Genomic DNA, 19,031 nt, shown 5'->3' on the forward strand with positions numbered 1-19,031 from the left:
AAAACCTCAAGTCGAGTTGAGGTCAAGCGAAAGAAGAGACAATCATGCGCATCAGCCAATTAGCCGCTAGTACCGGCATCCCTATCTCAACCATCCGCTACTATGACTATCAACATCTGATTCCCGAATCATATATGCACAAGCTGCCCAATGGTCAACGCGATTTCACGGCTGCGGCCATTCCTTTTCTCACCAAAATACACACGATTATTCACGCGGGCGTCCAGATTAACGAGCTCAAAACGCTACTGATTGAACGCCCCCACGCCAGCAGTCATCGATCAACAAGTGGCGGTGGTCAGGCATCGCATCGCTGAGATTGAAAAAACGCAGGCCGAACTCGAGTCTTATAAGCAGACCTTACTATCACTGTTAAATGACAAGTAAGTTGCAAATCAACACAGAAAACCGACGTCGGCCATCACAGGCTAACGTCGGTTTTTATGATGATGATGATTTAATTTGCGATTATGTTACTGTGCTACTTCAATTCGGGATAGATTTCAATGAATTGCCCGTTATGGTCAGCACCATCTTCGATATAAGCCACAATCTTGCCAGCCACATCGTCAGCCGTGTGGAAACCGGGCATCGTCATGTTGCCGTTCAAGTCAGTTGTGGTTGGTCCCGGATGCACGCTAAAAATCGACATAGGCTTATCGGCCTTCTTCAAGTCGATCGCAAATGAATCCATCATGACATTCTGTGCGGCCTTAGAAGCTTTATAAGCTAACGGGTTCCAATTAGGATTAGCCACGGTTGGGATCGTGACATTGACGATTCGACCTCGGTTATTTTCCAAAACCGGTAGTAAGGTTTGCGTTAATTGGAAGGTACCAAAGAAATTGACTTCCATTGTTTGTCGAAGATTATCCTCTGGCACTGTCAGACTTGAATCCGCCATCGCCCCTGGAATCCCAGCATTGTTAATTAATAAACTGAGTTGAGGATAGTCACTGACAACTGTTTTGCCAACTTCACTAATTGTATCTGGCCGACTGAGATCCAGAATCACAAAGCTAGCATGGATGCCATCAGCTGCCAGTTCAGCAACTGCCTTTTGTCCGTTAGTTTCGCTGCGAACACCGAGGACCACTTGCCAGTTTGCCGCACCCAATGCTTTGGCCAAAGCAAAACCAATCCCCCTTATTACCACCAGTAATTAAAGCTGTTTTCATATTGTTATTCTCCTTTTTGAATTAAGTATTTCACAACAAAACTAGCATAAACCTTAGACATAACTCTAAGGAAAACTTTTTAAATTAACCAGTCCTGAGGAGGCCGCTTGACAAGCACCCTGAAAAGTCGTTTAATGGTTTAAAAATATAAACCATTAAATCAAAGGAGTTTTCTCAGTGCAAACCATTCTCGGAAGTAACGGCCAAATTGGCCAAGAACTCGCCAAAGAACTCAATCGCAACTACACACAATCACTTCGCTTAGTCAGTCGTCATCCACAAAAGGTCAATGAAACGGATGAAGTGATGGCCGCTGACCTCATGAACTTTGACCAAACCAACGCCGCCGTTGCTGGCAGTGCTATCGTCTATTTCACAGTCGGCTTACCCATGAATAGCACGATGTGGGAAGAACAGTTTCCTACCATTATTGATAATGTGATTCGGGCAGTTGAGGCCAACCACAGCAAGCTGGTCTTCTTCGATAACACCTACATGTATCCCAAGGACGCGCGGCCACAAACCGAAACCACCGCATTCGAACCCATCGGGCGAAAAGCCACAGTGCGTGCCAAAATGGCGCAGACGATTCTTGGTGAAATGGCAGCCGGTCGCTTGGATGCTGTCATCTGCCGGGCACCCGAATTCTATGGTCCGGGTAAAACACAGAGCATTACCAACACCATGCTCTTCAAGAACTTGAAGGCCGGCAAAAAGGCTATGTCCCACTGAGTGATCGCACCTTACGTAGCCTGATTTGGACACCCGATGCCAGCCGAGCGATGGCGTTAATTGGGAACACACCCGATGCTTTTGGCCAGACTTGGCATCTGCCAGTCGACAAACCACAGAGATATCGTGATCTCGTGCAACTCGCGAATCAAGAAACGCACAGCCATTTTAAGGATACTGTCTTGCCAATGTGGTTGTTCCGCCTTGCACGCCCCTTCAATCAACGCATCCAAGAACTCTTTGAACTGCTCCCCCGCTACAAATACGATAACCTGTTTGTGACGGATAAATTCAATACGCGCTTTCCTGACTTCAAGACGACCACATTTGAAGAAGGCATCCACCAAATATTCAGCGAAGAATAATCAGTGCAAGCGTAACCAAATACGGTTTGGCTGTAAGCAATAACGCAGATAAGCACCGACATTCCCTAAGACGCAATGTCGGTGCTTTTTTATGCGGAACAGCCGGTATGAGTGAACGCGTTTCGGCGGATGAAGCAATATATAAAAACAAGAGGCTGTGACATCCCAAATGGGTCGTCGCAGCCTCTTTTGTCACATCTTCTATTATTTGTTCTCGAGATTCTTAATCAGCAGCTTCGCAACAGACCGGGCAGAGAATGGATTTTGGCCGGTGATCAGATGACCATCTTGAATCGCGTAATCCTTGTAAGCGCGCACTTGTTTGAAGTTGGCACCACGTTTTTCTGCTTCAGCCTTATTGTAGAATGGCACGACCGTTTGTTTGCCCGCCAAGATTTCTTCTGCCTTAGTAAAACCGGTGATTGTCTTGCCCGCAATGTAGTACTGACCGTCCTTATCCTTGAGGTTGAGCAAGCCCGCAACACCATGGCAGACAGAGGTGACAAAACCATTGTTAGCCTCAATCTTCATCGCAATTTTTGCAGGTTCTCATCATCGGGAAAGTCCCACATGACGCCGTGGCCACCCGCGTAATAGATGGCGGAATAGTCATCCGGATTGACTTCGGCCGGGCTCAATGTCTTCACCAGTGCCCGCTGTTGAAAATCCGGCGTTTCGTACAACTTCATAATCGAGGCATCCACGTACTTCATGCTACGGGGATCGAGTGGCACGAACCCACCCTTAGGACTGACAAAATCAACACCGATGCCTTCTTTTTGCATTTCATCAACGAATTCAGCCGTTTCACCGAGCCATAATCCGGTCGCATCATCTGTATCACCATAATGGGTCACATTTGTTTCGACAACCAATACTTTTTTCATGAACGATTGCTCCCTTCAATAATTGTGGTCACGTGTGCCAACAGTTCCTGCAATTTGCGAATCTCGGTTAAATCATGTGAAAGCCGGTAATAGTTCTTGGTGCCTTCTGTGCGATACTCGATCAAGTGGGCATCCCGCAGAATCTTCAAATGATGCGAGACAGCTGGACGAGACAAGCCGAGCAATTCGGTCAAGTCTGTGACCTGCATGCCGACGTGCCCAATGTCATTGATCAGCGCGACAATGATCGCTTGGCGCTTGGTATCCCCTAATGCCGTCAAGAACGGACTGACATCAGTGAACTCAATCTCTAACCCATGAAAATCGGTCATTTCATTCTCCTTTGGTTTAATTATTTAAACCATTAAACCACCAATATGGTTGCTTGTCAAACATGTCGCATTAGTCGCACAATTGACTTGCATTTCGCTTATTTAGGACTATACTCAGCTTAATTGATTGAACATTCAATTTAGAATCAATCAAGTGGCAACCCTACAAAATTAATTATTGGAGCAATCAAAATGAAAAACGTGATTCTTATTGGCGCTAACGGTGCCACCATGCGTGTCTTAACCGAACAACTCAAAGATAATGCGGACGTTCATCTGACACTATTTTACGTGATGCCAAGCGTATCGACATCAGCAAAATCAATGTCCCCGTGACTGTGTTCGAAGGCGATGCCACGAAACAAGCCGATCTCGACAATGCAATCGCGAACCAAGATATTGTCGTGGTCGGCCTTGGTGGCGCACTTGCCCACTTTGTTGCACCGATTCAACAAGCCATGAACAAAAATCATGTCTCTCGATTAATCTTCATTCTAGGACTCGGCATCTATGATGAAGTACCGGGCAAATTTGGCGAGTGGAACGGTTCATTCAGCGGTATGCCCGACTTCAAGGAAGCCGCCCGCCTTATCGAAAATTCTGGGTTGAACTACACCATTTTACGGCCAGCATGGATGTCTGATCGGCCCGAAATCAATTATGAAACGACTGTCAAAGGTGAACCCTTCCATGGCACCGTCATTACGCGGGCAAGTATCGCTGACTTACATCATTCGCCTGATCAATGAGCCCGACCTCGCTAACCGAGGTTCAATCGGTCTCTCTGAACCCGGAACTGACGGTGATTCCCCTTATCCTTTCATCTAAGGTAGGTAGACAATGGAAACTCTTCAAACCCAATTACAACAACTCAAACAAATGATTGACTCGCATCACCACATTGTTACTCTGACCGGTGCGGGTATTTCAACGTCCGCCGGTATCAACGACCTGATTCACACCTCGCGCGAAACCAGTAGCACACTCGCTTCTGAAGCTGTACTAGAGTCTGATCCTGCTCGCTTCTATCAATCGATGCATCAGAATTTTCTCGATCCGATTTTTAATAATGGCCCCACTGTTGCCCATCGTGCACTCGCCCAATTGGAAAAGAGCGGTTACTTGGATGCCGTTGTGACGACAAATGTGGACTATCTGCATGAACTGGCGGGCAATACCAAAGTCGCTGATATTTGGTACAGTTTCAACGAAACTATTGCCTCACCGGTAAACATGAATATTCAATTGAAACGTTGAATCAACCCGGCATCCCGCGCTGTCCCGTTGACGGCACCTTGATTTCACCCGGTCCGACTTATCATCACATCGGGACTTCGCAAACCGCCATCCAAAACGCCATCAAGTGGATGGACTCGGCCGACCTGGTACTCGTGATTGGCTCCAACGGTTACTACGATCGCGTGAACACCCAGGTCCCAATGATTCAGATTAATCCTGAGCCAACCGAATTCGACCGGCAGGCCACACTCAACATCCGAGCGACGGCTGATGAGGTCCTGAAAGATTACGTGAATTAAATAGCTGGCGTTGAGATTTAAACTTGCCTATATAGTTAAAGGGCCATGGACGGTTTGTCCATGGCCCTTTGCAATGTCTAAAGAAGTTCCCCAAAATTTATTTCCAGTGTCCGAGCATTGTTTTTTGATTTTCTGGATCCAGATAGTAAATTGAACCCTCTACATCGGCAACAAATAATAATAGGTATTCGGTTCATCGCCTTTATACCAGAATTTAACCTTAAAGCCGCCAGCACCAGTTTCTTCCACATCACTATCACTCATCACATCCCCTAAAGCGGGATTTTCAAGTTGTAGCACATATTGGTTAAACAGCTGAGCCGTCAACTCAGACGTCAAAGTTTTACCTTCTGTACTGGTAGCGTTCGACTTGATTTGTGGATATTGTTTAGCCAATTCCACACCTAACCATCCGATATCCGCGCCGATTGCTTCGCCTTCGTGTGACTTATCGACAATCACCTTATCTGGCACCTGCTCTAAACCAGCCATGGTATAGCCACTATCTGGCCCCATGCTGTCGACAATCCTTTGACGCAACTGCTCAGCGGTCGCATGAACAGCGGCATCATCTTTTGGCTTGCACTTGAAGCACTCGCCTGTTTACGCGTGCTTGTTGCGTTTGATTGGCTGCTAGCAGATGCGGCGGCCTGATCGCGTTGATTCTTTGCCTTCTGCAGTAATTTTTCAGCATTTGGCTTCAATCGTTTGAGATAAGGCTTCTCACTCCAGACAATGGCCTGGACTTTCTTGACGACAGCTGCTGCCGGTGCCTCTGCTTTTAACTGCGCTGAGATAGCCTTGTCCAATTGTTGATACTCACCCAGTCAGCTTTGGTTGTCTTTTGTAACTGGCTGAGTTTCGCATCTAAACTCTTCGCACCGTGTTTCACTTTCATACCTTGAGCAACTGTCTTGACCGCTTTTTCCGGATTGCCATCAGCCAACTGCTTATCGGTGTTCACATACGATTGTGCCTGCTTCAGATAAGCCGTTGCCTTTTTGTCCTTTGGCTTCTGATCCAACGCATTCGTAAAGTAAGTCACCGCCCGGTCCATCTCATCTTCAGCGACAGCATTTAAGCCCTTGCTGATGGAACTGTCGTAACCTGTATTCTCGCTCGACTGCGCATTGCTACGACAAGCCGTCAGACCGATTGCAATCACTGTGAACAATGCGGTAAGACCTAATGTTTTAAAAATTGTCTTCGTCATTAGCGTCTATGACCAGTACAAAGGATTGTATGGGTTCAGTTGTGGATACTTGTGCGCCAAGGTAATAATAATGGCGCCCACCCCCGCCTTGGTACCTGTGGATTCTTTAATCGTCATATTATCCAAATCAGAATCCGCAATCTCATCCAAAATATCAGCCGGAACGCCATAATTAGCCGCCATCAATCCCCGAATTTCGTTTGGTGTGACATCACTAAAGATATTCCTGCGCGCATACTTACCATCTAACCACTGATTCGTACCCACGCGATACCACGTCTTGCCATTCACAACACTCGTCGCATCATACTTCCAATCAGTCCCATTCTTGAGATACTTGGCAGGACTTGTTGCCTTGCCATTAGGACTTTGACGCAATAATACGCTATAGCCAGGCACATATTTGATGGTCAACATACCGTGGATTGTCTTCATAGGTGCGGCCGTCTTGAAGTAAGTGCCCTCAGCCCATTGATTGGTGCCCAATTTGTACCAAGTAACACCGTTGACCACTTTGGTCTGACTAAACTTCCAACTGGTGCCATCCATCAACTTGCGCCCAGCAATCGGCTTCTTGTTCGCATCTGGTGAATTCCAGAGTGCGATTCCGTAACCTTTCACATAATAAACAGTCGCAACCCCACTAGCGGCGCTGACCTGTTGCGTATTGAGCTGCGTCCCCAGCGCTAAACCCACGACGCCCCCACCGTCAATAAGACGTTCGTCATTGTTTGACTAATCTTCATTCTGATCTCCTCCATCTGTATAACAGAATATTGTGACTACCACTATCATAGCCACCTCTAGGACAGTTATTGTCTATGTCGCTCGATTAGTTCAAATTTTGCCCAAATAACCGACTGTTCCTAACCTGATCTAAAAAAGCCCGCTATCTCAACCGAGACAGCGAGCTTTTACTTGTTCTATTTCTTGTATTGGTTAAGATAACGACTAGCCAATAGCTTGTGGAACTTCACGCCCAACGTTGGTTGGCAGCATCAATGTCATCGTACATCGCCGTCGTAATCTTGTTTAACAGCGGAATCAACTGATCCAATTCATCTTCAGAAAGTACATTTACAAATGGTGGTACCTCTTGAGCAGCCGCTTCAACTTCCTGGCGGCCCGCATCCGTCAGATTAACCACGTTCACTCGCCGATCTTCCTGCGATTTGGTCAAGGTGACTAGTTCGCGTTTTGCCAATTTAGAGACAAATTCACTCACGGCCTGGGGCGAAATACCTAACCGTGCCACGAGTTCGCGCTGAGATAAGTGGTCCTCATCAGTCAGGGCCAATAATATTTTGCCTTGGCCCTCAATGGTCAAACGTGGCCGGGCCTGCTTCACAATGTCATCATAGATTTTGCTGAGCTGCTCATACTCTGCAAGCTTGCCTGCAGCTAATTCCACTTTGGCTGTATTTGCCATGATTAACCTACCCCTTCGTCATTTCTATCAGTATACACCATTTCAGAAGCCTCTATTCAGGCCCCTTGATATTTTTAATCAAGTCCCTTGACAATTTATTCAAGGGGCTTTACTATATATTTGTTCAAGGGGCTTGATTATATAACTAGGAGGCAAAAATATGGATAGCGATACTGCAATTAAAGTCACAGACGTTCAAAAAAGCTTTGCCCAGAAACAGGTCGTGCGGGATATTTCCTTCACCGTCAAACGTGGCGAGATCTTTGGATTACTCGGACCAAACGGCGCCGGGAAAACCACACTCATAAAAATGATGACAACCCTTTTGCGCCCGGACCAAGGCAACATTATGTTGAATGGGTATAGCACGGCCAAGCAGAGCCAATTAGCGCGCAGACAATTTGGCGTGACTGGACAAGCAACGGCCATTGACCAAGATTTAAGTGCCCGGGAGAATCTTTTGATTTTTGGTCAACTAAACGGCCTTTCTAGTAAAGACGCCAGAGCTCGCGCGGCCGAGTTATTGACTGATTTTGATTTAATCAACTCTGCAGACCAAGCATTAGAAACATTTTCTGGTGGGATGCGCCGGCGCTCGGACCTTGCCGTTAGTCTGATTGGCCAACCCAACATTCTATTCTTGGACGAGCCCACCACTGGCCTAGATCCCAGAACACGAACGCAGATGTGGCAAGCCATTCAAAATTTAGTTGCCACCGGTTCAACGGTGTTTTTAACAACCCAATATTTGGAAGAAGCAGACCGACTAGCCGACCACATTGCACTCATTGACCACGGCAAACTCATTGCGCTCGGGACGCCCGATGACCTTAAGCAGCAGGTTGGTGGTATGCAGTTGCGGCTAACGTTATCTGACTCAAGCCGGGTGGCACAAGCACAAACAATCATTCAGACAAGCTTAAATCAACCTGCCAGTATCAGCAATCAAACCCTGATCGCGCCACTTGGCAGTACCGGCATTCAGGCAGTCACCACAATTTTGAATCAACTTCAAGGTGCTAGCATCGCAATCAGTAATCTTAAAATCGAGTCGCCTTCATTGGATGATGTCTTCTTCAAGATGACGGTCGGTAAAAATTAAAGGGAGGTATAACCATGCAAGCAGCAACACAAAGAAATCATGCTATGCGGGACGTTCTCACTATGACACACCGTAACTTACTAAAGACACTACACAATCCGGATAATATCAGCGATGTCATTATTCAGCCCATTATTTTCACCTTACTGTTTGGTTATCTCTTCGGTGGCGTTATTGCCGGCAGTGTCCACGCCTACTTACCCATGCTGGTCTCCGGCATAATGGTCCAAAGTATCCTCAATGCCGCATCGGGCTCGGGTCAACAACTGCGTGAAGACATTAATAGTGGTATCTTCGACCGCTTTAAGACCATGCCCATCTCTCCAATTGCGCCATTAGCTGGGCAACTCGTTGGGGATATTCTCCGCTTGTTGCTCTCCGGTATTATGGCAATTGTGACGGCGGTGCTGATGGGGTGGCGGCCAGAAGTCAGCTCTTCTGCGCTGATTGTCGCAACACTATTAGCCATTTTCATCGGTTGGGCAACCTCATGGATTTTTGCGCTGGTGGGTCTGTTGGTCAAGAACGCAGAGTTAATTGGGAGCTTCTCCATGATTATCATCTTGATACTGACCTTTCTATCCAATGCGTTTATTCCAATCAAAACATTGCCGAACTTCTTGCAACCCATCGTCAATATTAATCCTGTCAGCGTGACAATTAGTGCAATCAGAACCATTTTAAAAACTGGCAACTGGAGTGGCAACGCAACAATGGTCCTCATCAGTGGGGTGATTATCATTCTGATTTTTATGCCGCTCACCATTCTTGTCTACCAGCGGCGTGATTAATTGCTGCCAAAAAAGAAGTCTGTGCTGTCCCTTTTGGACGAGTACAGACTTCTTTTTATTATCCCTGACTGATGGCGATTGAATCGTGTTCGTATTGCGCATCATTCAGAATTAATTTGCTGATAAAATCAGCGACAGACATTCTGGAGATGGGTTGTGCACTTGGCCGAATGCGATCATTGCGACCATCCACCACAACATTTTCAACCACTGGTGCATCGGTCAATGCATTGGGCCGAATAATCGTGGCATTCAATTCCGGTGCCTGATCGATGATATCTGCTCCCACGCGTTCGTCACCAAAGTAGGAATTGGGATCATCGTAACGCCCATAGATTTGGGTAGCGCGAGCCAAGCCTTCATCGGTTGATTCTTCCCCATAGATACCAGCAGTTGCGACCCAAATCAGACGCTTAACGCCGGCATTGATCATCGCTTGGCGCACTGTTTTGGCCATTTCCGCCATGCGGTCCGGGCCCAAGTTAGAATACACGAGGTCCTGTCCCTTCATCGCTTCAGTCAATTGGGCCACATCCAAGGCATCCCCCTGAATAATTGTTGCAGGTGACTTATCACCAATCAGTTTCTTGGGACTGCGAACAAAGAGCGTCAAGTTCACTTGATCCTTGAGATTATCTGTTACCATCTGGGCAATGTTGCCGCTTGCCCCTAAAATCAATACATTTTTCATAATGACCTCCTAGTCAAACGTGATGACGATTTTACCATTCGTGTGGCCTGTCTCACTGAGATGATGTGCTTCAACCAACGAAGCTAGTGAGAAAGGCAGCTGTTCAGCTATGACAGATCGCAATGCGCCTTCCGCCATCAATGTCGCGAGGTATGCTAATTGTTGACCATCTGGACGTAGCCAAATCGACTGATAGTGCTTGCCTTCTTCTTGAGCCAAGCGAACCCCTTCAGGCACTGTGCCAGTGATTGAAATCTGCTTGCCACCTGTTTTCAAATAGCCGATTGCATCAACTGCGCTCTGTCCACCTATTGTATCAAGAACCAAATCCATATTGCTTATCTGAGCCATCGCAGCCGCATCGTGATAATCGACAACGACATCTGCGCCTAAGTCGTGCAATAACGCGTCATTCTTTGGACTCGCGGTGGTCCACACTTCTGCGCCCGCGTGCTTAGCCAACTGGATGGCATACGTGCCAACACCACCAGCACCGGCCTGAATCAGTACGCGCTGACCTTGTTGCAACTCACCGTGTTCAAACAGACCCTGCCATGCAGTCAATCCAGCCAGTGGCACAGCTGCCGCTTCAGCGAAGGACACATTCTCTGGCTTGTGCGCCAAGAGATGATCATCCACAGCCACAAATTCAGCATAAGTCCCTTGCCGCGTCGTATCAGGGCGCGCAAACACTTCATCGCCCACATGCCAGTCGGTGACATCCGCGCCAACTTCAGTAATAATGCCGGCAATATCCCAACCGACAACAATCGGAAACTGCCAGTCAAACATCTGCTTCAAGTAACCTTCCCGCAGCTTCCAATCAATTGGGTTGATCGACGTTGCCTTTGACTGCACTAAGACTTGATGTGCCCCTATTTCGGGTACGGGCAAGTCCATGAGTGATAATTTATCGGCTGAGCCATATTCATTAAATGCGATTGCTTTCAAATTCATCCACCTTTTCCTTTTCATCAGTCGTGCGCGACCAATCACAGCAACGTCGATTACTCAATGCTGTCTGTGAGCTCGCTGATTAACTCATTATTGATTTTTAACGCCTCACGATATTTCTCGATATCGATGTGACTACCCTTAATCGCGTCGGTCACAGCCGCCAGTACGCAATCACGTTTTAGCAGCACCATCGACTGTGAGACTGACAACAAGTTGCCGCTTGTCTGCAGGGTCGCGATGCCGCGTCAACCAGCCGGCTGTCTCTAAGCGCTTGAGCAACGGCGTCAACGTATTGCTCTCCAAATTCAACTGCTTACCGAGTTGATTCAGGGTCTGATTGTCCTGTTCCCACAGTGACAGCATGACAATATATTGCGGATACGTCAGATCAAATGTCTTGAGCGCCGTTTGATAGAACTTATTGAACATCCGCGTCGCATTGTACACCGAAAAGCAGAGCTGGTTAGCTAAATTCATGTCGTTTGGTTCCACGTTGTCCCTCCAATCAATCGTGCGCGATGTATTCCAGTATACACGTTTCAAGAAACGAAACAACCTCAACCAAATAAAAGGAAGCTGCGGCAAAAGACGTTGAGAATGAGGATTAGTCAATAATGTATGCAAAAAATAAGAGGCTGTGACAACCCGCAGGGGTTATGTCACAGCCTCTTTTCTAAATCCGCTTAGTCTTGGATCGGTTTGCTATCAACGTTTGCCCGATCCGCCGCACTGTTACTAGAAATCTGCATTTTCATGGTCACTGTTGCTGAGCCCCAACTGTTTTTCCATGTGCCAAAACTGACGCGACTCCCATTGACGCTATATGGAATCTTGTTGCCCCAGATTGTCAGGTAGTGGCTGTCCAATGAGTAACTCCGACTGCTGACGCCAACATAATTACCCAGCCCAGTCATCCGTACAGTGTTACCATTCTTGAAGTAACCATATTGATACCCATCATGAACCAAATTTTGAGGTGTCTTTGGATTATTCATTGCTTTATCAACGGGAATTCCGTTATACAGCACTGGCATAAATGAAAAAGCTTTCCCCTGCAAGTATGTTGCCGCGATGTCTCTGTTTGTTTTGGCATATCCCATTGCCGCGTACTTACCGGCTAACCATTGATTCGTGCCTACGCGATACCACGTTTGCCACTGACCACACTGGTGCCGGTGTACTTCCAGTTAGTACCATGCTTGAGGTATTTTGCTGGACTTGTTGGCTTGCCATTCGGTGCTTGGCGCAAGAGCACACTGTAGCCCGGTACGTAATTGATATGCAGCACACCACTCACATTTTTGACCGGTGCGGATGTCTTAAAGTAGATACCCGAAACCCATTGATTGGTCCCAACCTTATACCAAGTCACACCGTTGACCACCTTGGTCTGACTAAACTTCCAACTGGTGCCATCCATTAACTTGCGACCAGCGATTGGTTTCTTGTTCGCATCTGGTGAATTCCAGAGTGCAATGCCATAGCCCTTCACATAATAAACCGTGGCCACACCACTTGCGGCACTTACCTGTTGCGCGCTGAGCTGCGTTCCCAGCGCTAACCCCAGTACCGCACCAGCGGTTAGCAGTGCCTTGGTCATTGTTTGACTGATCTTCATCCTAATCTCCTCCATTTGTACATCAGAATATTGTAACCGAGACTATCATAACCATTGCTAGGACACTGGCTGTCCAGGCTGTTGATTTATTTACCTGCAAAATAAAAAGAGCTGATGACAACCAATCAGCTCTATATTTGGATGTGTTTAATCGATGTTCAGTTGCCCTTGTTTCTGCTGTTGGAGCATATCGATTTTGTGCGTTAAAAATTCTTTTGTTGGGCAATTTCGGCGATTTTTTGATCCAAAGTGGCATCCAGCTGACGCAAGAATGCAATGCCCTCATCATAATCAGGGTTTGCCTGTGACATTTCTTGGTCAAACCACAGCGCTTCTTTCACTGACGCCCCTAATCGTCGCATGTGCACCACTCGGTTGACCGCTTCGAGATCAGCTTCCGAGTAGTGGCGAATGCCGTTGTCATCGCGTTGAATCGATGGCAACAGGTTCACGCTTTCGTAATAACGCAGCGTATTTTTTGACACATGAAACTTCTGAGCTACTTCAGCAATTGTATACATTAAAAACCCTCCATCTTTCGCTTGCGTTAGTGTAACACGAACGTGCTATACTCGCACTTGTCTTATTGATAGCAGCGAATAAAGAGAGGAACTTAATTGATGACAAATACAACAATTAGCTTAGTAACCGGCGCCAATCGCGGCATGGGGTTAGAAATCGTGAAAGAACTCGCAACAGCGGGCCAAACTGTCCTGCTGGGATCACGCGACCTCAACAAGGGACAAGAAGCTGCCCAAAAACTAGCAGCTGAAGGCCTCGCCGTTGAAGCCATTCAACTGGATATTACCGACACAGACGCAATCACTCGCGCAGTCGACTTTGTGAGCAACAAGTACGGCCGACTCGATGTTTTAATCAATAATGCTGGTGCCTCTTTTGACAAATTCCAGGATCCATCTATTCTCAAATTGGATGTGATTCGCCGTGAGTTTGAACTGAATGTCTTCGGCACCATTGATATGACCCAACAGTTCATTCCGTTGTTGAAGAAGAGTCCAAACGCAAAAATCATTAACATCTCGAGTATGATGGGCTCATTAACTGAAGCTTTGAATCCACAGTCTAGCGTCTACAACGCATCATCCATGGGCTATCAAGCAACCAAGTCCGCCCTCAACATGTTCACAGTTCAATTAGCCAAAGAATTCCAGCGCAAAGATATTCCAATCACCGTCAACGCCATCGATCCCGGCTTAGTGGCCACCGAATTTGGCGGAACCAGTGCTGATTCCGCCTTAGAATACGGTGCACAGCCTGTTGAAGTCGGTGTTGCGCGGACCGTTGAACTCGTGACATCACCTGATAACGACATTACCGCGACCTTTAGTAATACCCACGGTGAAGTTAACTGGTAATATCGAATCAGTTTTGAGTCACACAAAAATCCCTGACCTCAGTTTCGAGATCAGGGATTTTTCATTGCTTATTCTTCTGCATCCGGTGTGACTAAGCCACCAGCCATATTATGCATATCTGGCCCATCAGCGGTCACAACCAACTGTTCATTCACGAACGCCATGAGGCCGAGGTCGCTCAATTCGCGGCCATACCCAGAGTTTTTAACCCCACCGAATGGCAGTTCTGGTAATGATGCCATGAAGTTGTTCACAAAGACCATCCCGGTTTCAATTTGGGTGGCCACTTCTTCGCCGTGCTTGGCATCACCACTAAACACGATACCGCCCAGGCCGTATTGGGAATGGTTGGCGAGCTCAATGGCTTCTTCTTCGGAATGTACCTTGTACACCTGCGCCACGGGGCCAAACATTTCGGTCCGCGCTGCTGGATTATCCAGCGAGATATTGGTCAAAATTGTTGGCATGAAGAACTGTCCAGGCAAGTCATAGGATTCATTGCCATACGCCACCACTGCACCAGCAGCCACGGCTTCATCCACTTGTTTTGCAGTTTTTCCTTGGCCTTCTTGGTATTCATCGGTGCCAAGGTCGTTGCTGGGTCCATGGGGTCACCCGGTTTCACAGCCGCAAAATTCTTTTTGAGGTTCTCTAAGAATTCGTCATACACGTTATCCATCACGATGAATCGTTTAGAAGAGGTACATACTTGGCCCGCGTTGTATAACCGTGCACGCCAAGCAATATTATTCACGTCTTCCATGTTGGCATCATCAAGCACCACGAACACATCCTGGCCGCCGAGTTCCAGCGTGCTCTTCTTGAGATTCTTGCCGGCCTCTTCAGCCACAGAACTCCCGCCGCGTTCAGAACCGGTGAGTGCCACACCCTGAATACGCGGATCAGCGATGACATCCGCAACCTGATCGTAGCTCATAAAGACGTTGGTCAGCGCGCCTTTTGGAGCACCGGCTTCAAGCACGATATCGGCGAATGCTTGCGCTGACCACGGAATGTTGGCAGCGTCACGCAGAATCATCGGGTTCCCCACCATGAAGTTAGGCGCGAATACGCGCATGATTTGATAGTACGGGAAGTTCCATGGCTCAACCGCTAAGATCACGCCGGTCGCATGCTTATAAACCTTTGCTTCACCGTGCACCTGACTCTCAATCGTTGTCGGTTGCAGGAATTCCTCAGCGTGGTCAGCAAAATAATCGGCAATGATGGCACAGAGTTCTACTTCGCCCTTTGATTCACCAATCAGCTTCCCCATTTCACGCGTCGCAATCTCAGCTAACTCTTGGGAATGGTCACGGATGCCTTGCGCAATCATGTGAAGCGTCTTCGCCCGGTCTTGAATGGTCTGGTGCTTCATCTCATAGTAGAGCTTGTCGGCGGTTGTGATTGCCGCATCGATTTCCTGGTCAGTCGCGTCATCAAAAGTCTTCAACACTTCATTATTATATGGATTAATGGTTTGTCTTGGCATAAGTCTTCTCCTTCATATCGGGTCCTGTCACAATGAATCTCTTCATCGCAGCTTCATCAGTTGCACAATTCATGTCGTTTATCGGATCACTCAGGCGTATTGAAAAAACTCCCTCCAGTCTATCAAGTTCCCCCATATTTAACAGTCAAATATTTTCTGGTACTGCTTTCATTGTAGTGCATTCACGGACCGAAAAACAATTTCCATGCGTTATAGCCCATTTTACACAGGTGATTGCCATCGTGATTGGTTATTCAAAATACTAACTGGATAAAAAGCAAGTTAATTGCACTTCAAGACTGCGGATGTATACTTACTTTAGTTACTGATTATATTCTTAAGGAAGCGGTGATGATATGAAAGCACAACACGTCATGAACTATCTATTGATGGGGTTTCTATTATTTGTCAGCGTCTCACGTTTGTTCACATTACCGATTGGGTTCAAGTTTTGGCTGGCGTTGTTGGCGACCGTTATCTTCGCGCCCCTGATTATTATCAGCATCATCCGCGATGTCCGAGCGCCGCATCAATCTGATTCACTTTAAATATGGCTTTAATTCGCAATGTTTGACATGGTAGCATGACTCAATCAAATTATTTGTACACTAGTCATTGAGGACGCAAAAAAGACAGTCTCTGTGGAGACTGTCTTTTTGATGTAGCGTTATTCTTCTGTCATAACCACGACTTTGCCAAAACTATCATGCTGGTCAAGGGCGTCCTGCGCCTCGCCAACTTGATCCAAATGAAAGACCTTTGCTGGTTTGACATCGATTTGATGATCATCAATCAGCTTGAATAGTTCACTGACTGTCTGGGAGGTAATATCAACACCAGAGCTAAAGGTTGTCAAATATCGGCCTGAAGGGACGCCGCCAAATGGATCAAAGTCTGGAATTGTCCAAACACCATCCAGCGCACCCGTTAGGCAAAGGATGCCCCCACGATTCAGGTAACTCAATGAATCAACAAGGCTGTCTGCACCGGTCATTTCTAACACTTTGTCAACCGTCTCATCCGTGGCCAGTTCACCAGACTGATCTTCAATGACCGTATCAACCCCAACCGCACGCAACTGATCTGCTTTTTGCAAATTACGAGTCGTCGCAAACACTTTTACAGTTGGTTGCATGGCCTTGGCTAGCTTAGCTGCCGCAACGCCGACGCCACTGGTGCCGCCGCGAATCAACAATTTATCATGAGCAGCCAACTTCAAATTGAGTAAAGACCCATAAGCGGTTAAGAACGTTTCAGGTACGGCCGCTAATTCGGGCCAGCTCAGCTGCGTCGTCACGGGATAAATGTTCTCATTGTGCGTCAAAACATATTCAGCATAACTGCCATCATATTCGCGCCCCATGCCCCCTTGCACGGTCACAACTGTTTGGCCCACAGGTAATCGCACACTATCGGTTGTTTCTACAATCTCACCAACCGCTTCAATGCCTATCACTCTTGGAAACTTGACCGTTGGTGACCCACCATTGCGGGTAATAATTTCTGCACGATTAATGCCAAAACCCTTCACTTTAATGAGTGACCAACCCGGTTTAACTGCTGGCGTTGGGATATCTTCCAACACCAAGTGACTTGAATCACCAGACGTGTGCACAACTGCTGCCTTCATCAAAACTGCCACCCTTCAATTACGTTCCTCATCAAACCAAGCCATGAGACCTTCACACATGAATGAAATCCGCGATTATTTGATCCACGCTTCAGCCTTATCATACACTGGCTTGACTGTTTCCGGCTTATCGGAACCGATGCCATCATTGTCAATCTTGCCGCCAGTCTTAATGCGCGTGTAAGCCAGCCAGCGATAAGAGACGCGCAATCCTGCAACCAGTTCCTGATCAATGTTCAAATCTACCCCCGGAATCACTGGCATTAAAGTATCAGCATTATTGATACTGGTCAAATCACTGATTTTCCAGACATCGCCACGTTTCTCAACACGATAAACCAACGTCATGAATGATTCCACGATTGCTTCATTGCTTGATAATGTCACCCAATGTTTAGTGGTTGATGAGACCTCGACGTAGGCCCGAGAACCATTTGGTAAACCAATGGTGTGCCATAGGTGCCGACCATTGGTTTGCTGTAATCAAAATCAACGGGATGTTGACCGACAAATGTGTCGTGAGCAAGCCCTGTTGACCAACTCGTCGTGACCGTGGCATCATCCCAATAGGAATCTGCCAGTGCGGCATCTTGATGCTTCCCCCGCGCTGACCGTTCCTTCAATACTAATTGACTAATCGCTTCAAAGTCTGTCATGGTGAGCCTCCCAAATCAATTGTGTTATCTAGAACCGTTTTCACTTGAATCCAGTGTAGCACAGTGAACTCAATCAACAACATGCCGTTGACTCAACATTTCAAATGGATTGTCACGCTAGTCTCATGTCGAAATGCAACAGTAAAAGTCGCTCGAAATACTACTCATATTGCCTTTTTGAAAATCTTTTCTTTGCGGGTGGCACTATTCCTTTTTCACAGTAACCATGGTGGATTAACCACAAAGCGAGCCCCCAGAGTGGAAAATTCCAACTCTAGGGGCTCGTTTTTTCTAACGATTTAAATGAGAGAACAACTTACGCATTTTTCTTAGGTTGCTTCAAAGCCAGTGCAAACACTACCCCAACGACACCAATGATCGTCGCGATAATCAATGAAGCTTGCGCACCACTGACCAAGGCCAGATGCATGCCATGACCATAAGCGGCTGGATCAGTCTTCAACAAGCTAGCACTTGGTGAAGCGGCGGTAGCCTTGGACTGCATCACAGACACGAGGACGGCGGTCCCAATTGCGGCACCAACCTGGCGGACCACGTTGTTTGCCGCGCTACCGTGACTAATCAGGTCTGGTGTGAGGCCCTGCATACCCAGCGTACCTGCTGGCATCATGGCAAACGCCAAGCCGACGTTACGGAGCGCATAGACAGCGACTAATTCCCAAATGGGTGTCGTTAACGTCAACCGGCTGAGTAATAATGTGCTCAATGCCATGACGATGATCCCGAAGACAACAATCTGTTTGCCTTTATTCTTCTGGACCAATTGACCAGATATTGGGGCCAATAAGAACATCACAACGGCACCGGGTAATAGGGTCAATCCTGATTGTAACGCGGTCAAATCACGCGCATTTTGCAAGTAAACGGGCAGAACGAATTCAACGGCCACCATACTGATCTGTGTAATGGCACTAATGATTGCCGCAACGGTGAAGTTACCACTCGTAAAGACCTTCAGGTTCAACATTGGGTCGTCGACGACTAATTGCCGCCAAATGAAGAGCCCAATGACCACAAATCCGC

Annotated in this window: 25 protein-coding genes and 4 pseudogenes; 10 read left to right on the forward strand and 19 right to left on the reverse strand. The window is 47.2% G+C overall.

Annotated features, from left to right (window positions below; translation table 11 throughout):
* Positions 1-44 precede the first annotated feature (44 nt).
* On the forward strand, positions 45-317 hold the full coding sequence (locus JCM17471_RS02695) for a MerR family transcriptional regulator (RefSeq protein ID WP_054776713.1): 273 nt from the start codon (positions 45-47) through the stop codon (positions 315-317).
* A gap of 164 nt (positions 318-481) precedes the next feature.
* On the opposite strand, the gene JCM17471_RS02700 is transcribed toward JCM17471_RS02695, so the two are convergent.
* Positions 482-1,129 carry an SDR family NAD(P)-dependent oxidoreductase gene (locus tag JCM17471_RS02700; RefSeq protein ID WP_263849398.1) on the reverse strand — a complete coding sequence of 216 codons (648 nt, stop codon included), beginning with the start codon at positions 1,127-1,129 and terminating at the stop codon, positions 482-484.
* 226 nt (positions 1,130-1,355) lie between these two features.
* Between JCM17471_RS02700 and JCM17471_RS02705 the strand changes: the two are divergent.
* A pseudogene (locus JCM17471_RS02705) lies at positions 1,356-2,275 on the forward strand (NAD-dependent epimerase/dehydratase family protein).
* A 204-nt stretch (positions 2,276-2,479) separates the two neighbouring features.
* On the opposite strand, the pseudogene JCM17471_RS02710 reads toward JCM17471_RS02705, so the two are convergent.
* Positions 2,480-3,162 (reverse strand): annotated as a pseudogene (locus tag JCM17471_RS02710) (type 1 glutamine amidotransferase domain-containing protein).
* Complete coding sequence (locus JCM17471_RS02715) at positions 3,159-3,494, reverse strand: ArsR/SmtB family transcription factor (RefSeq protein ID WP_054776714.1); 336 nt, start codon at positions 3,492-3,494, stop codon at positions 3,159-3,161. Before JCM17471_RS02715 ends, JCM17471_RS02710 begins: the two are co-directional and overlap by 4 nt.
* A gap of 192 nt (positions 3,495-3,686) precedes the next feature.
* Between JCM17471_RS02715 and JCM17471_RS13875 the strand changes: the two genes are divergently transcribed.
* The 4 genes from JCM17471_RS13875 to JCM17471_RS02730 all read left to right on the forward strand — a co-directional run bounded on the left by JCM17471_RS13875 (position 3,687) and on the right by JCM17471_RS02730 (position 5,032).
* Positions 3,687-3,830 (forward strand): hypothetical protein, encoded by a 144-nt coding sequence (locus JCM17471_RS13875; RefSeq protein WP_156321566.1) that lies wholly within the window; start codon positions 3,687-3,689, stop codon positions 3,828-3,830.
* Entirely contained in the window at positions 3,827-4,243 is a 417-nt protein-coding gene (locus JCM17471_RS02720; RefSeq protein WP_054776715.1) for an NAD(P)H-binding protein, read from the forward strand. Before JCM17471_RS13875 ends, JCM17471_RS02720 begins: the two co-directional genes overlap by 4 nt.
* Before the next feature lie 91 nt (positions 4,244-4,334).
* Positions 4,335-4,751, forward strand: coding sequence for a Sir2 family NAD-dependent protein deacetylase (locus JCM17471_RS02725; protein ID WP_054776716.1), 417 nt, complete (start codon positions 4,335-4,337; stop codon positions 4,749-4,751).
* Positions 4,748-5,032: an SIR2 family NAD-dependent protein deacylase gene (locus tag JCM17471_RS02730; protein ID WP_054776717.1), complete on the forward strand. Its 285-nt coding sequence runs from the start codon at positions 4,748-4,750 to the stop codon at positions 5,030-5,032. Before JCM17471_RS02725 ends, JCM17471_RS02730 begins: the two co-directional genes overlap by 4 nt.
* Before the next feature lie 159 nt (positions 5,033-5,191).
* On the opposite strand, the gene JCM17471_RS02735 is transcribed toward JCM17471_RS02730, so the two are convergent.
* The 5 genes and pseudogenes from JCM17471_RS02735 to JCM17471_RS02755 form a co-directional block, all read right to left on the reverse strand.
* Complete coding sequence (locus JCM17471_RS02735) at positions 5,192-5,548, reverse strand: hypothetical protein (protein ID WP_162208337.1); 357 nt, start codon at positions 5,546-5,548, stop codon at positions 5,192-5,194.
* Entirely contained in the window at positions 5,512-5,841 is a 330-nt protein-coding gene (locus JCM17471_RS02740; protein WP_054776719.1) for a hypothetical protein, read from the reverse strand. The genes JCM17471_RS02735 and JCM17471_RS02740 overlap by 37 nt, the downstream gene beginning before the upstream one ends.
* Positions 5,814-6,245: a hypothetical protein gene (locus tag JCM17471_RS02745; RefSeq protein WP_054776720.1), complete on the reverse strand. Its 432-nt coding sequence runs from the start codon at positions 6,243-6,245 to the stop codon at positions 5,814-5,816. Before JCM17471_RS02745 ends, JCM17471_RS02740 begins: the two co-directional genes overlap by 28 nt.
* A 6-nt stretch (positions 6,246-6,251) precedes the next feature.
* Positions 6,252-6,941 carry an SLAP domain-containing protein gene (locus tag JCM17471_RS02750; RefSeq protein ID WP_054776721.1) on the reverse strand — a complete coding sequence of 230 codons (690 nt, stop codon included), beginning with the start codon at positions 6,939-6,941 and terminating at the stop codon, positions 6,252-6,254.
* Positions 6,942-7,168: 227 nt separating this feature from the next.
* Positions 7,169-7,674: pseudogene (locus JCM17471_RS02755) on the reverse strand (MarR family winged helix-turn-helix transcriptional regulator).
* A gap of 160 nt (positions 7,675-7,834) precedes the next feature.
* Here JCM17471_RS02755 and JCM17471_RS02760 point away from each other — a divergent pair.
* Complete coding sequence (locus tag JCM17471_RS02760) at positions 7,835-8,776, forward strand: ATP-binding cassette domain-containing protein (protein WP_054776722.1); 942 nt, start codon at positions 7,835-7,837, stop codon at positions 8,774-8,776.
* 14 nt (positions 8,777-8,790) lie between these two features.
* Positions 8,791-9,567, forward strand: coding sequence for an ABC transporter permease (locus tag JCM17471_RS02765; protein WP_054776723.1), 777 nt, complete (start codon positions 8,791-8,793; stop codon positions 9,565-9,567).
* 58 nt (positions 9,568-9,625) lie between these two features.
* Here the strand turns inward: JCM17471_RS02765 and JCM17471_RS02770 are convergent, their stop codons facing one another.
* The 6 genes from JCM17471_RS02770 to JCM17471_RS02795 all read right to left on the reverse strand — a co-directional run bounded on the left by JCM17471_RS02770 (position 9,626) and on the right by JCM17471_RS02795 (position 13,354).
* Positions 9,626-10,258: an NAD(P)H-binding protein gene (locus JCM17471_RS02770; protein WP_054776724.1), complete on the reverse strand. Its 633-nt coding sequence runs from the start codon at positions 10,256-10,258 to the stop codon at positions 9,626-9,628.
* Positions 10,259-10,267: 9 nt separating this feature from the next.
* Positions 10,268-11,215, reverse strand: a complete 948-nt coding sequence (locus JCM17471_RS02775; protein WP_404820155.1) for an NADP-dependent oxidoreductase — start codon at positions 11,213-11,215, stop codon at positions 10,268-10,270.
* Positions 11,216-11,386: 171 nt separating this feature from the next.
* Positions 11,387-11,707 carry a MarR family winged helix-turn-helix transcriptional regulator gene (locus JCM17471_RS02780; protein WP_156321568.1) on the reverse strand — a complete coding sequence of 107 codons (321 nt, stop codon included), beginning with the start codon at positions 11,705-11,707 and terminating at the stop codon, positions 11,387-11,389.
* A gap of 191 nt (positions 11,708-11,898) precedes the next feature.
* Positions 11,899-12,249: a hypothetical protein gene (locus tag JCM17471_RS02785; RefSeq protein WP_054776726.1), complete on the reverse strand. Its 351-nt coding sequence runs from the start codon at positions 12,247-12,249 to the stop codon at positions 11,899-11,901.
* Between the two features lie 101 nt (positions 12,250-12,350).
* Entirely contained in the window at positions 12,351-12,833 is a 483-nt protein-coding gene (locus JCM17471_RS02790; RefSeq protein WP_054776727.1) for an SLAP domain-containing protein, read from the reverse strand.
* A 203-nt stretch (positions 12,834-13,036) separates the two neighbouring features.
* On the reverse strand, positions 13,037-13,354 hold the full coding sequence (locus JCM17471_RS02795; protein ID WP_054776728.1) for a MerR family transcriptional regulator: 318 nt from the start codon (positions 13,352-13,354) through the stop codon (positions 13,037-13,039).
* Between the two features lie 99 nt (positions 13,355-13,453).
* On the opposite strand from JCM17471_RS02795, the gene JCM17471_RS02800 reads away from it, so the two are divergent.
* Entirely contained in the window at positions 13,454-14,209 is a 756-nt protein-coding gene (locus JCM17471_RS02800) for an SDR family oxidoreductase (protein WP_054776729.1), read from the forward strand.
* A gap of 68 nt (positions 14,210-14,277) precedes the next feature.
* Here the strand turns inward: JCM17471_RS02800 and JCM17471_RS02805 are convergent.
* Positions 14,278-15,701, reverse strand: a pseudogene (locus JCM17471_RS02805) (NAD-dependent succinate-semialdehyde dehydrogenase).
* 356 nt (positions 15,702-16,057) lie between these two features.
* On the opposite strand from JCM17471_RS02805, the gene JCM17471_RS02810 reads away from it, so the two are divergent.
* Complete coding sequence (locus JCM17471_RS02810; RefSeq protein WP_054776730.1) at positions 16,058-16,249, forward strand: hypothetical protein; 192 nt, start codon at positions 16,058-16,060, stop codon at positions 16,247-16,249.
* Positions 16,250-16,368: 119 nt separating this feature from the next.
* Here JCM17471_RS02810 and JCM17471_RS02815 read toward each other — a convergent pair whose 3' ends face one another.
* From JCM17471_RS02815 to JCM17471_RS13280, 4 genes are all read right to left on the reverse strand, one after another.
* Positions 16,369-17,331, reverse strand: a complete 963-nt coding sequence (locus JCM17471_RS02815) for a zinc-binding dehydrogenase (protein ID WP_054776799.1) — start codon at positions 17,329-17,331, stop codon at positions 16,369-16,371.
* 75 nt (positions 17,332-17,406) lie between these two features.
* Positions 17,407-17,691, reverse strand: a complete 285-nt coding sequence (locus tag JCM17471_RS02820) for a hypothetical protein (RefSeq protein ID WP_162208338.1) — start codon at positions 17,689-17,691, stop codon at positions 17,407-17,409.
* Between the two features lie 23 nt (positions 17,692-17,714).
* Positions 17,715-17,987: a hypothetical protein gene (locus JCM17471_RS02825; RefSeq protein ID WP_054776732.1), complete on the reverse strand. Its 273-nt coding sequence runs from the start codon at positions 17,985-17,987 to the stop codon at positions 17,715-17,717.
* Between the two features lie 316 nt (positions 17,988-18,303).
* Complete coding sequence (locus JCM17471_RS13280) at positions 18,304-19,023, reverse strand: MFS transporter (RefSeq protein ID WP_263849399.1); 720 nt, start codon at positions 19,021-19,023, stop codon at positions 18,304-18,306.
* Positions 19,024-19,031 lie beyond the last annotated feature (8 nt).

It is taken from the genome of Lacticaseibacillus saniviri JCM 17471 = DSM 24301 (assembly GCF_001311785.1).
GTDB lineage: Bacteria > Bacillota > Bacilli > Lactobacillales > Lactobacillaceae > Lacticaseibacillus > Lacticaseibacillus saniviri.